11 protein-coding genes are annotated in these 11523 nt (G+C 59.3%); 3 read left to right on the top strand and 8 right to left on the bottom strand.

The genetic code is table 11. From position 1 onward, the window contains the following. Positions 1-88: 88 nt before the first annotated feature. Positions 89-1123, bottom strand: coding sequence for an alpha/beta hydrolase (locus tag J5M66_RS21130; protein WP_076564013.1), 1035 nt, complete (start codon positions 1121-1123; stop codon positions 89-91). A gap of 217 nt (positions 1124-1340) precedes the next feature. Between J5M66_RS21130 and metR the strand changes: the two genes are divergently transcribed. Then, complete coding sequence (gene metR / locus J5M66_RS21125; RefSeq protein ID WP_016773382.1) at positions 1341-2258, top strand: transcriptional regulator MetR; 918 nt, start codon at positions 1341-1343, stop codon at positions 2256-2258. Positions 2259-2409: 151 nt separating this feature from the next. Here metR and J5M66_RS21120 read toward each other — a convergent pair whose 3' ends face one another. From J5M66_RS21120 to J5M66_RS21100, 5 genes are all read right to left on the bottom strand, one after another. Continuing rightward, the gene (locus tag J5M66_RS21120; protein ID WP_123443744.1) at positions 2410-2907 is read right to left on the bottom strand and encodes a GNAT family N-acetyltransferase; all 498 of its coding nucleotides are present in this window, start codon (positions 2905-2907) and stop codon (positions 2410-2412) included. 1 nt (position 2908) lies between these two features. Beyond that, a complete protein-coding gene (locus J5M66_RS21115) occupies positions 2909-3547 on the bottom strand; it encodes a LysE family translocator (RefSeq protein WP_123443745.1) in 639 nt (212 codons plus the stop codon). 23 nt (positions 3548-3570) lie between these two features. Next, complete coding sequence (locus tag J5M66_RS21110; RefSeq protein WP_123443746.1) at positions 3571-3981, bottom strand: NUDIX domain-containing protein; 411 nt, start codon at positions 3979-3981, stop codon at positions 3571-3573. Between the two features lie 68 nt (positions 3982-4049). Next, positions 4050-5375 carry an APC family permease gene (locus tag J5M66_RS21105; RefSeq protein WP_207808411.1) on the bottom strand — a complete coding sequence of 442 codons (1326 nt, stop codon included), beginning with the start codon at positions 5373-5375 and terminating at the stop codon, positions 4050-4052. 187 nt (positions 5376-5562) lie between these two features. Further along, positions 5563-6378, bottom strand: coding sequence for a carbon-nitrogen hydrolase family protein (locus J5M66_RS21100; RefSeq protein ID WP_206421624.1), 816 nt, complete (start codon positions 6376-6378; stop codon positions 5563-5565). A 124-nt stretch (positions 6379-6502) separates the two neighbouring features. Here J5M66_RS21100 and J5M66_RS21095 point away from each other — a divergent pair, with 124 nt between their 5' ends. Together J5M66_RS21095 and J5M66_RS21090 are read left to right on the top strand one after the other, a co-directional pair. Beyond that, positions 6503-7303 carry a LuxR C-terminal-related transcriptional regulator gene (locus J5M66_RS21095; RefSeq protein WP_016773377.1) on the top strand — a complete coding sequence of 267 codons (801 nt, stop codon included), beginning with the start codon at positions 6503-6505 and terminating at the stop codon, positions 7301-7303. A 158-nt stretch (positions 7304-7461) separates the two neighbouring features. Further along, positions 7462-9081: an FMN-binding glutamate synthase family protein gene (locus J5M66_RS21090; RefSeq protein ID WP_016773376.1), complete on the top strand. Its 1620-nt coding sequence runs from the start codon at positions 7462-7464 to the stop codon at positions 9079-9081. 46 nt (positions 9082-9127) lie between these two features. Here the strand turns inward: J5M66_RS21090 and J5M66_RS21085 are convergent, their stop codons facing one another. After that, positions 9128-10546 carry a glycosyltransferase family 39 protein gene (locus J5M66_RS21085; protein ID WP_177434922.1) on the bottom strand — a complete coding sequence of 473 codons (1419 nt, stop codon included), beginning with the start codon at positions 10544-10546 and terminating at the stop codon, positions 9128-9130. A gap of 21 nt (positions 10547-10567) precedes the next feature. After that, positions 10568-11515, bottom strand: a complete 948-nt coding sequence (locus J5M66_RS21080) for a lysylphosphatidylglycerol synthase transmembrane domain-containing protein (protein WP_166554641.1) — start codon at positions 11513-11515, stop codon at positions 10568-10570. Positions 11516-11523: the final 8 nt, after the last annotated feature.

Genomic DNA, 11523 nt, shown 5'->3' with positions numbered 1-11523 from the left:
GAAAACGTTCCTGCGCCTTATCGGCAACAACGCGGCAAACAATAGTGGCACATTGATATTTTTTTGGCGACAGGATGCTGGCGCACTCTTACAGCAGATTGTTCGGCGCCGCCGGATCGACCTGCGCCCAATGCGAAGTATCCTCGCGATGCGCCTGCAGATACGGCAGCACCGCCGCCAGCAACGGTTCCTTGAACGCCTCCTGAAAGCGATGCGCCAGCCCCGGAATCAGTTTCAACTGACTGCCCTGAATGTGCGCCGCCAGATGTACGCCGTGCATCACCGGCAGCAGCGGATCGGCAGTGCCATGCACCACTAGCGTCGGCACGCGCAGTTGATTGAGCAAAGCCACGCGACTGGGTTCGGCAAGTATCGCCATGATTTGCCGTTTGACGCCTTCGGGGTTGAATGCACGGTCGTAGGACGCCGCCGCCTGTTGCAGCAAGGCCTGACGATCATCCGTCACCGCCGGGCTACCGAGTGCCGCGAGCAGATCGGCCTGTTGCTCCAGCGCCACTTCGCGGTTCGGCGCGCCCCGCCGCGAGAGCAACTGCACCAGCGCGGCACTCGGCGCCGGCAGGCCTTCAGCGCCGGAAGTGGTCATGATCAGCGTCAGGCTTTCCACCCGCTGCGGCGCCATCGCCGCCATGTGCTGGGCGATCATCCCGCCCATGCTCGCGCCGAGCACGTGGAATTGCTCAACCTTCAGCGCGGTCATCAAGCCCAGCGCATCGTCGGCCATGTCAGTCAGGCTGTAAGGGGCCGAGACCGGCAGACCGAGTTTGTAACGCAGCACTTCGAAGGTCAGATTGGCCTCGATCGGCGCCTGCCGCCAGGTCGACAATCCGACGTCGCGGTTGTCATAGCGGATCACCCGGAAACCCTGCTGGCACAAAGCGACAACCACTTCATCCGGCCAGTGAATCAACTGCCCACCCAGGCCCATGACCAGCAACAGCGCCGGGTCCGATGCGCGGCCGATACTTTGATAGGCAAGACTGACCTGCGCCAGCTCGGCGTGCTCGGTCGGCACGTTGACATCGCAGCGTCCGGCTGCAAACGAGCCGGCCCCGAACAAAAGCGCGGCCAACGCGGCCGCGACTGAAAACAATCTCTTGAACATGAAAAACACCAAAACCCAGCACCCCAGTAGAGCGCGAGTCTGATGAAGTTCGTACAAGCGCGCTGCCACAGTTGCATGACAGTTTGATGAAGAGTGCCGAGCGGTCGGCTGTCGATTGCATCGCCGGATCCTGGCCGGCAGATCGACAAAGCCAACGTCATGAGACAAACTCACCTTCCCCGCATTCGTCACAAGTTTTCTTCATGGAGCCCCGCCGGTGCTTGAAATCCGACATCTGAAAACCCTGCATGCCCTGCGCGAGGCCGACAGCCTGGTCGACGCCGCCGACCGTTTGCATCTGACACAGTCAGCACTGTCGCACCAATTCAAAGAGCTGGAAGAGCGCATGGGCATGCAGTTGTTCGTGCGCAAGACCAAACCGGTGCGCTTCACCAGCGCCGGTTTGCGCCTGCTGCAACTGGCCGATGCCACTCTGCCGCTGTTGCGTGCTGCGGAACGGGACATTGGTCGGCTGGCCGGTGGCACCGCCGGGCGTCTGCACATGGCGATCGAATGCCACAGCTGCTTCCAGTGGCTGATGCCGACCATCGACCAGTTCCGCGATGCCTGGCCGGAAGTCGAGCTGGACCTGGCTTCGGGTTTCGCTTTCGCCCCGCTGCCGGCACTGGCCCGTGGCGATCTGGATCTGGTGGTGACCTCCGATCCGCTGGAAATTGCCGGCATCACTTACGTGCCGCTGTTCACCTACGAAGCCATGCTCGCGGTGGCCAACCAGCATGCGCTGGCGAGCAAGCCGTACATCGTTCCTGAAGATTTGCTGACGGAAACGCTGATCACCTACCCGGTCGAGCGTGATCGCCTGGACATCTTCACCCGCTTCCTCGAACCGGCCGACATTGAACCGGCGCAGGTGCGCACTTCGGAGCTGACGGTGATGATGATGCAACTGGTCGCCAGCGGCCGTGGCGTCTGCGGCATGCCGCACTGGGCGCTGCATGAATACAGCTCGCGCGGTTATGTGAAGGGCAAGCGGCTGGGTGAAAAGGGCTTGTTTGCGACACTGTACGCGGCGATTCGCACCGACATGCTCGACGCGCCGTACATGCGCGATTTCCTGCTGACCGCCAAGGACACCTCGTTTTCGACCCTCGATGGTGTCAGCGCCGTACGCTGATCTACTGTGCAGGAGATGATCGTTCCCACGCTCTGCGTGGGAATGCCTCAACGGACGCTCTGCGTTCGGCTTTGGATGGGACGCAGAGCGTCCCGGGCTGCATTCCCACGCAGAGCGTGGGAACGATCAGTAGGCGGAAATTATCGCTGGGTCAGAGCTGGCGCCACATGTGGATCTTGTCGAAATACTCTTCGCCCACCCGCACGGCGAGCGGTTCGAGGCCGTACTGAATGAAGCCGCAACGCCGGTACAACTGGAAAGCCGCGTCATTGCCGGCAGTCACGGTGAGCTGCAGCAGTTTCAACGCCGGATGCTTTTGCGCTTCGGCCAACGCCGCCTGCACCAGATCAAAGCCCAGGCCCCGGCGACGAAAATCCGCCGAGACATACATGCCGAACAGCGTTGCCTTGTGGCGCGCCTTCTCGCGCGGCTCGAAAGCCAGGCCGACAATCCCGGCCAACGTCCCGGCATCGAATGCCCCCAACACCACATCGAGCTTGCTGGTCAGGCGCCCTTCCCACCAACTCAACGGCATCACTGCGCGTTCGCGCACGCTGGAAGTGAAGGCCTGCGGATGCCGGTCATAGGCTTCAAGCATCAGTTCGCGGTAAGCCAGGGCATGGCTGGCGTCCAGCCGTTCGATCCACATGTCAGGCGGCCCGGCGTTGTTCGAGCATTAGCCTTACGGCGAGGCCGCCGAGCACCAGGCCCATGAAATAACGCTGCATCGCCAGCCACGTCGGGTTGCGCACAAACCACGAGGCTATGCCTGCGGCGAACAGCGCGATCAACAGATTGACGCTGAAGCTGACGCTGATCTGCGTCAGGCCGAGGATGATGCTTTGGGTGAACACCGAGCCGTGCTCAGGGCTGATGAATTGCGGAAACACCGACAGATAGAACACGGCGATTTTCGGGTTCAGCGCACTGGTGAGAAAGCCCATGGTGATCAGCTTGCGCGACGAGTCCGGCGGCAATTGCTGCGCTTCGAACGGCGAACGTGCGCCGGGTTTCAGCGCTTGCCAGGCCAGCCACAGCAGGTACAACGCGCCGGCCCATTTCAACACTTCATAAGCCATCGGCACGGCGAGAAACACCGCCGTCAAACCCGCCGCCGCGGCGAACATATGCACGAAGAACCCGCCGACCACGCCAAGCAACGAAGTCACTCCGGCGCGGCGCCCCTGACAGATCGACCGCGAGATCAGATAGATCATGTTCGGCCCCGGCGTCAGCACCATCAGCAATGCGGCGGCGGCGAAGATCAGCAGGTCTTGCAACGGGATCATGGCAAAGTCCTTTGCGGGAATGATCAGGCGAGTGCCGTCAGTGAACGGCGATAAAACGGCAGGATGTGCTCGCGTGTCAATGGCGCCAGCTCGAGCGCCGGATCAGTGGCCGGATCGACCCAGATGACTTCCTCGATCTCCGCCGCCGGGCAGACATCAGTGTCGATGGTCAGTTGAAATATTTCCGCATGGACAATAAAGCCCGGCTCGTTGGCGGCGGGGGCGGAAAAACTGTTGAGGAAAATCGCCTGCGCCGGGTCGATGTGAAGCCCGAGTTCCTCTTCCAGCTCACGGGCCAATGCGTGCACTGGCAACTCGTGGGCTTCGATCTTGCCACCCGGTTGCATGAACGCCGTGGTGCCGCGCTTGCGCACCAGCAGGGTCTGGCCTTGGGCGTTGAGCAGCAGCGCAGCGGCGATGTGAATGGTCGACATAAAGGAATCCCTTGGCGCAAAAGCGCCAAGGATCCCATGCCCGTCAGAGGGAAGCCAAGCCACGAAGCTCAGGTCGCTTCCTGAAAATCCAGTTCCGGCGGCTGACGGCGGAAACCACCGGTCAGCACGGCGAGATACACCACACCAATCGCCAGCCAGCTCAGCCCCAGCCACACCGCCAGATGATCAAGGCTGACCATCAGCCACAGGTCGGCGACCAGACCGATCAGCGGGCAGAGCAGAAACAGCAGCAGCTCGCGCGGGCCTTTTTTCTCGCCGCCGATCCAGTAGTGGAAGATCACCGACAGGTTGACCAGGCTGAACGCCAGGAACGCGCCGAAGTTGATGAACGAGGTCGAGGTGGTAACGTCGAGTTTCAGCGCCAGCAACGCCACCGCCGCGCACAACAGAATGCTGTTGACCGGTGTGCCGAAGCGCGCATGCAAGGTGCCGAAAAACGATTTGGGCAAGACGCCGTCGCGGCCCATGGCGAACAACAGTCGCGAACCACTTGCCTGGGCCGACAGCCCCGAGGCGAACTGGCCGACGATCAGGCCGATCAGGAAGATCGACACGAACAGGTCGCCACCGATGTTGCGCGCAATTTCATAGGCTGCCGAGTCGACGCTGTCGAACTGGAACGATGGATGAGCGATCTGCACGAAGTACGAAACGCCGACGAAGATCAGGCCGCCAATCAGGGTGATCAGCATGATCGCCCGGGGAATGGTGCGGCGTGGATCGCGGGTCTCTTCGGTCAGGGTGCTCACAGCGTCAAAGCCAAGGAATGAATAGCAGGCAATCGCCGCGCCGCTCATGATCAGCGGCATCTGCATGTCGCCGTTGAAGAACGGTTTGATCGACCACAGCGGCGTGCTCGCATCGCCGCCGATGTAGTGCACGCACAGCGCAACGAAGGCAATCAATACGAGGAACTGCACCAGCATCAGCAAGGCGTTGATTCCGTTAGCCAGTTTCAGCCCGACGATGTTGATCGCACTGGTGATGCCGATGAACGCCAGCACCCAGATCCATTGCGGGATCGACGGAAATGCCGAAGCCAGATAAGCGGCGCCGATCAGCCAGATCGCCATCGGTAGAAACAGATAATCGAGCAACACCGCCCAGCCGGCAATGAAACCGAGTTTCGGACTGATCGCCTTGCGCACATAGCTGTAAGCCGAACCGGCGACCGGGAAAGCGGCGGCCATGCGTCCGTAACTCATGGCGGTGAAGAACATCGCCACCAGCGCCGCCAGATAGGCGGTCGGCACCATGCCGGCGGTGGACTGGGCGAGGATGCCGAAAGTGCCGAGAACAATGATCGGCGTCATGTAGGCGATGCCGAACAGCACCACCGACCCTAGCGAAAGGGTGCGTTGCAAACGAGCCATGGGCGACTTACTCCGAATGTTATTGGATTTATGGCAGAGCCGGGTTCGGCGAAAATTCGGGTGTGGCTGATCGTTCCCACGCTCTGCGTGGGAATGCCTCAATGGACGCTCTGCGTCCGCTCTTGGGACGCGGAGCGTCCCGGGCTGCGTTCCCACGCAGAGCGTGGGAACGATCAGGTACAGCAGGTCAAGGAATCAGCAGCTCGCGCAGACCAGAAGCCTGCTCCACCACCTCCCCCGGCAACTTCAAACGCTGATCATCCAGATAGCGATAATCCTTGCGCGCAATCTCCAGTTGCGTGAAATCCAGCTCGACCCTGAACCGCCCTTCTTCGCGCCCGGCCTCGAACAGCAGCGCACCCAGCGGATCGACCAGCGCACTGCCGCCGGCAAACACCAGGCCGTCATCCCCCGCCTCGACGCGATTGACCATCAGCGCAAACGCCTGGTTTTCCTGGGCGCGGGCCATGATCGCGGTGCGGTGGGTCGGGCCGTACGGGTCCATGTTGCCGTTGGTGACGATGAGCAATTCCGCACCCAGTTGCGCCAGGGCGCGGGCGGTTTCCGGGAACTCGATGTCGTAGCAGATCAGCAGGCCCACGCGCACACCGTTCCACATACAGGTGGCGTAACGGTCGCCGGCTTCGAACACGCCGCGATCCGAAGCCCACAGATGGGTCTTGCGGTATTTCAGGGCGATGCCTTCGGGGGTGATCAGCAGCGTGGTGTTGTAGAAGCGGCCGTTGTCGTTTTCGGCCATGCCGATCACCACAGCGATGTTGCGCTCACGCGCCGCCCCGAGCACGGCGCTGACGGTCGGGCCGTCGAGCGGTTCGGCGATCTGCGCCACGGTTTCGGCGTTGGGGAAGCCCATCAGGTGGGTTTCCGGGAATACGATCATTTGCGTGTCGGCCGCGCAGGCAGCAATCGCCGCCAGTGCGCGTTGCAGGTTGTAAGCCGTGTCGTTGTCACGGCCCGCCAGTTGGGCGAGTTCGACTTTCATGGTTATCCCTTGTTATGTGGCCCGGCCCGGAAAGATTGCCCGGTGCCTGTCTGTGGGCCAGTATGCGCAGCAAGCAACCGGCCAGGGAATCACGCGGCCGGGGTAACCCGATAGGGGTAGATCGATGACACTTTCGTTGAATGACATCACTTGGCACCGCGCCGTCGGGCAATTGATCGACGCGCTCGACAAGCCCAATTTCTGGGCGCAACTGGTGCGACTGCTTGAGCAATACGTAGCGTTCGATAGCTGGGTGGTGCTGCTGTTCAGTGCCGATCAGCATCCGCAAGTCTTCGCCGAATGCCCCGGCGAGGACGGCAGCCCGGACCCGTTGTTCCAGGATTATCTGCGCGGGCTGTATCTACTCGATCCGTTCTACATCGCCTGCCGCGAGCAGTCGCGCACCGGCCTGTATCGCCTTTCGGAAGTCGCGCCGGAGCATTTCGAGCTGACCGAGTACTACCAGCGATACTTTCGTCTGAATGTAGTGGCCGACGAAATCCAGTTCAATTGCCAGCTCGAAGGCGAGCGCACGCTGTGCCTGTCGCTGGGCAGTGAAAAACGTTTCACTGGTGAACAGATCGCTTTGCTGTCTTTGATTCAACCGTGGGTGCTGGGTCTGTTGCGCCAGCGTCTGCCGTACGAGATCAACGAAACCGTGGCCCTCGCCGTCGCACCTGCGCAGGCAGACTGGCGGGTGCAACTGGAAGCCTCGGTGCAACAGCTCAAGGGCGCCCAATTGACCGCGCGGGAACTGGACGTCGGGCGTTTGATGCTCAGCGGTTGTTCCAGTAAGGAAATCGCCCGCAAGCTGGAAATCTCCGTGGAAACCGTGAAAGTCCATAAGAAACACATGTACAGCAAGCTGGGGATCAAATCCCAGTCCGAGCTGTTTTCGATTTTTCTGCAGGCGCAGAACGCCTGAAACGATGTGACTAACGCTTTTTGTGGGAGCGAGCCTGCTCGCGAAGAGGCCCTCATGGCCGACATCAAGGTTGGCTGGTCCGCCGTCTTCGCGAGCAGGCTCGCTCCCACAGAAATGCGTGCCGTTGCACAAAATTGAGTCCGAACCAAGGAAACCGTATGAGCCTGTCGCTGCTGAGCCGCTACGCCTTCTTTGCCGTCTGCGTGATTTTCACCCTCGCCAGCCTGCCCTTTCTCGAACATGACTGGCTGTGGCCGATCACCGCCGTCACCGCGGTGCTGAGCCTGCTCGGCGTGTTCGACTTGTTGCAGACGCGCCATGCAGTGCGCCGCAATTATCCTATTCTGGGCAACATCCGTTATCTGGTCGAAGGTATCCGCCCGGAGATTCGCCAGTATCTGCTCGAATCCGACAGCGACGCCCTGCCCTTCTCCCGCGCCCAGCGTTCGCTGGTGTACTCGCGAGCGAAAAACGAAACCGCTGACAAACCGTTCGGCACGCTGATCGACGTCTACCAGTCCGGCTTCGAATTTATCGGCCACTCGATGCGCCCGGCGCCGTTGAGCGACCCGAACGGTTTCCGCGTCACTGTCGGCGGGCCGCAGTGCACGCAGCCGTATTCGGCGTCGATCTTCAATATCTCGGCGATGAGCTTCGGCTCGCTAAGTGCCAACGCCATTCGCGCGTTGAACCAGGGCGCGAAACTCGGCAATTTCGCCCACGACACCGGTGAAGGCAGCATCAGCCCGTATCACCGCGAACACGGCGGCGATCTGACCTGGGAGCTGGGCAGCGGCTACTTCGGCTGCCGCACCAGCGACGGCCGTTTCGACCCGGAGCGCTTCGCCGTACAGGCACAGAATCCGCAAGTGCGCATGATTGAAATCAAGATGAGCCAGGGCGCCAAACCCGGCCACGGCGGCATCCTGCCCAAGCACAAGGTCACCAAAGAAATCGCAGAGACCCGCGGCATCCTGATGGGCGAAGACTGCGTTTCGCCGTCGCGCCACAGTGCGTTTTCCACGCCGATCGAAATGATGCAGTTCATCCAGCAACTGCGCGAACTGTCCGGTGGCAAGCCGGTGGGCTTCAAGTTCTGCCTTGGCCATCCGTGGGAATTCATGGGCATTGCCAAGGCTATGCTGGAAACCGGCATCCTTCCCGACTTCATCGTCGTCGATGGCAAGGAAGGCGGCACTGGCGCAGCGCCTGTCGAGTTCACCGACCACATCGGCGTGCCGATGCGCGAAGGCCTGTTGTTCGTGCACAACACCCTGGTCGGCCTGAACCTGCGCGACAAGATCAAACTCGGCGCCAGCGGCAAGATCGTCAGCGCCTTCGACATCGCCAGCGTGCTGGCCATCGGCGCCGACTGGGCCAACTCGGCGCGCGGCTTCATGTTCGCCATCGGCTGCATCCAGTCACAGTCGTGCCACACCAACAAATGCCCGACCGGCGTCGCCACCCAGGACGCCCTGCGCCAACGCGCTCTGGTGGTGCCGGACAAAGCCCAGCGCGTCTACAACTTCCATCGCAGCACACTCAAAGCGCTGGCGGAGATGCTCGCTGCTGCCGGGCTCGATCATCCATCGCAACTGTCGGCCAAGCATCTGGTGCGTCGCATGTCGGCAACCGAGATCAAACTGTTCTCGCAGCTGCATGTGTTTCTGAAACCGGGGGAATTGCTTACTGGCGAAGTGAATGGCGAGTTCTATTCGCGGATGTGGCAGATGGCGCGGGCGGACAGTTTTGAGCCGGCAGAAGTCGTCGCTGCGTAACGGCTGAAAGGTGTGCATTTCCATTCGGAATGCACACCCTTACCGATCATGGTGCAAACGTACGTATCTTGAACAAACGCACATGACCTATTTCTTCCTTATCGATAATTTTTGCTTCGTATCTTTGCAAAAGTTCGACTTCCTGAGCAAAGCCAGCACCATAGTTCGTTTCCAGAACATAAAAATCTTTTGGGCGACCGGGCAACGACAAATCAGCTTTCAGCTTCTCTAAATTATTCACAAGCAGCGGAGACTCCAGCAATTTGAAATAGACGCCAAACTGAACCGCATCAAGCGAATAAATTGGCAACACCTTTGACTTACCCATTACAGAGATGACGATATCTCTCATGTGCGTTTCGCGGGAGTAGGGATTTTCAGGATCCCTTAGATAACTGACATCCTTGAATAAAGGCGTAGCAGAAAATGTCATCAAAACCACCAGCATTAACATTTTTACTGTCACATCTCTTATATTGCCAACCGCGTGCGCAGCTACCAGCAATACCGCAGGCAGAAGAAAAATAAAATTGCGTATAGTCGCCACCGGCCGTAGATAAACAGAACAGACATAGGGCACCACAATTCCTACTACCCCCCAGAACATAATCAGCCTGTAAGTACTTGCGCCTGCAGGATTTCCAGCTATCGAAACCAGCCCTGTAATCAAGATTACTGCGCACAAAGCAGCTAAAAACGAATCTCCAAAATACGACAGGAAAACCTTGAAAAAAAACACATCCTCAGGCGGTTGAATCCAGAACTCCCGCGAAAAGCTACTCTCAGCGTACGATAAAGCAGGAACCACGGTTAACGCGGCGAAAAATCCAGCGCAAGCGAACTTGTATATAACTTGGCTCTGGACTTCACTGCGCAAGATCATGCGAAGCAACACAAGCACCTGAGCAAAGACCGGCAGATAGCCGAAGTAATGAGTATTTATCAGTGCAGCGGAAATCAGCCAGTAGCAAAAAAAATCCTGCCCCCTGCCTCGACTCAAGCAACGCAAAAAGACCACAAAAGACAAAACGGTAAGCAACGTCAAAAGCGCATAAGAGCGAGTCTCTTGCGAATACTGAACCAAAAAACTGTTGACCGATGCCAACCACGCAACGATGAGCCCTATTTGCTCATCAAACAATTCGCGCCCGAGGAGGAATATAGCGGGAATCAACAGCACGCCGATTACCGCAGAGAGATACCGCCCTGTGTGCTCTCCAAATCCGACAGCATGATAATAAGCCCACAGTAAAATCTGATAAAAGGGAGGATGAACATCATTCAATGTAGTTCGATAAACGTCAAAGAATCCATTTTGCGGATCGCTTACCGATACACTGAAGGCCTCATCCAGCCACAGGCCAGTAGCATCGATGTTGCGCAACCTTACATACAGGCCAAATCCAATCGCGCCAATCAGACACAGGTGCATTGCCAACTTGTACTTTCGCGACTCAATGTCCATTTTCATCTCCTCAGTAGTTACTCAGCCATGAGCAAAACCGGCTACCGACCTCTTCCATAAAAGTGCGAGCATCCCCACCCCGACCGCCAACCACAACGTCACCAGCCGCAACAAAACCGTCGCCGCGATCGCATCTGCCAACCCGACTCCGCCTGAAACCAGCAGCGCTAGCATCACTGCTTCGGCACTGCCCAAGCCGCCCGGCATGAAACTCAACGCCCCCGCCAACATGGCCACCGCATAAATAAAGATCGCTAACGTCAGCCTCACGTCCGCGCCCATCGCCTGCAAAATCCAGTAAAACGCCAATGCTTCAAGCCCCCAGGCCAGCAGGCTCAATAGCGTTGCGCCCATGACGCGACGAGGAGAATGACAGCGGCGCGACTGACGCAATACCTGAACGGCATGCCCCAGCAACCGCGAGAATCTGTCGTGCCGTTGCTCAGTGCGACGATCAATCGCGCTGGCAAGGCTTGGGGAAAACATCATCGATGCACCGCATGCCAGGAGGACGAAACTGGCGACGATCATCGACAACCATTCCGGATGCGCGCTCAAGCCGAACAATGCCAGGCCCGCCATCGCCAGCAGGTCCGCAAGCCGCTCACTGAACAGCGCGGCAAAGCTCTGTGCGTAAGGCACCTCCAAACGTTTGAGCAAAACACCGCGCAACGCCTCCCCGGCCTTGCCGGGAGTAGTCGTCAGGGCGAATCCGGCCAGGTAGATGTTCAAGCTCGGCCGCCAGGGCAACCGGTGGCCCAGGGCAGACAGATAACCCTGCCAACGCAAGAAACGCAGACCGTATCCAAGCAAAACCACGCTGACGATTTGCCCGCACTGCCACCAGCCCACTCGACTGACCGCCACGCTCACAGCCGACCACCCACCCCACAGGGAAACAGCGAGATAAGCGAGGGCGGAGCAGATTACCGAGCCAATCAAAACGCGATAGCGCCACCCGGATAACATCAGTCTCT

The sequence above is a fragment of the Pseudomonas sp. 67(2021) genome (genome assembly GCF_017491835.1).
In the GTDB taxonomy this organism is placed as follows: Bacteria; Pseudomonadota; Gammaproteobacteria; order Pseudomonadales; family Pseudomonadaceae; genus Aquipseudomonas; species Aquipseudomonas atacamensis.
The sequence above is the reverse complement of the archived record's forward strand: the minus strand, read 5'-3'. Positions and strand labels throughout refer to the sequence as shown.